Genomic DNA, 798 nt, shown 5'->3' with positions numbered 1-798 from the left:
TTGGTTTAAAAGAAGCAGCAAAAAGGGCTGTAGGCAATGGCACTAATCAAATCCCTGATATGGGATTTTTTCAGGCGATAATTTCACTAGGTAATACACTGCTGAAGTTACCATTCATTGATCAGTATGGTAACTCCAGAATAATCATGGTGCAGTTTGTCACCATTCAAACCAGAGGTGGCATAGATGGGGGGTATCCGCTTCCCTATGCTTTTCCTAATGCCGGTCTGTTTGCAACTGGAAACCGCGCTACTTCAGGATACAATGCTTCAATGAATGTTCGAATCGCCAGCAATACTACCGTTAGCATACAGAACTGGGCACCTTCTGGTGCATTAGAAGATTGCTGTTTAATTGTCGTAGGATGGTGAAAATGAATAAATTTTATAATGGCTCTTTTTACCTTTTCTCCATGAAGGAATCGTTCGAAAAAGCAGGGACATGGCCTTATGATGGGGTTGATGTTGATAATGAAACAATGGCAAATTACGCTGCGGTACCGCCACGAGGAAAAGTTCTTGGCGCGGACAAACTCGGTAATCCCATGTGGGTAGATATCCCGCAACTTTCAACGGAACAACAAATTGCCTTAGCGGAACAGAAAAAGGAAACGCTGAGAGTTGCTGCTGATAAAGAAATTGCCTGGAGACAGTACGCAGTAGATAAGGGAATAGCGACAACAGATGAAATATCTAAGTTGGAAGAATGGCAACTTTATATGGTATTCCTTATGCGGGTAGTAACATCAAAACCAGAATGGCCTACGCCTCCTGGGAGCTAAAACGTTGGTTTAGTAGA

1 protein-coding gene and 1 pseudogene are annotated in these 798 nt (G+C 42.7%); both read left to right on the top strand.

Annotated features, from left to right (window positions below; genetic code table 11):
- Window positions 1-371 (top strand): annotated as a pseudogene (locus OGW16_RS00595) (phage tail protein); the annotation flags it as partial.
- A 2-nt stretch (window positions 372-373) separates the two neighbouring features.
- On the top strand, window positions 374-781 hold the full coding sequence (locus OGW16_RS00590; RefSeq protein WP_286517540.1) for a tail fiber assembly protein: 408 nt from the start codon (window positions 374-376) through the stop codon (window positions 779-781).
- Window positions 782-798 lie beyond the last annotated feature (17 nt).

Origin of the sequence: Citrobacter sp. Ce104 (genome assembly GCF_030334595.1) — a bacterium.
Taxonomy (GTDB): domain Bacteria; phylum Pseudomonadota; class Gammaproteobacteria; order Enterobacterales; family Enterobacteriaceae; genus Citrobacter; species Citrobacter europaeus.
This window is presented reverse-complemented; position numbering and strand designations above follow the sequence as displayed.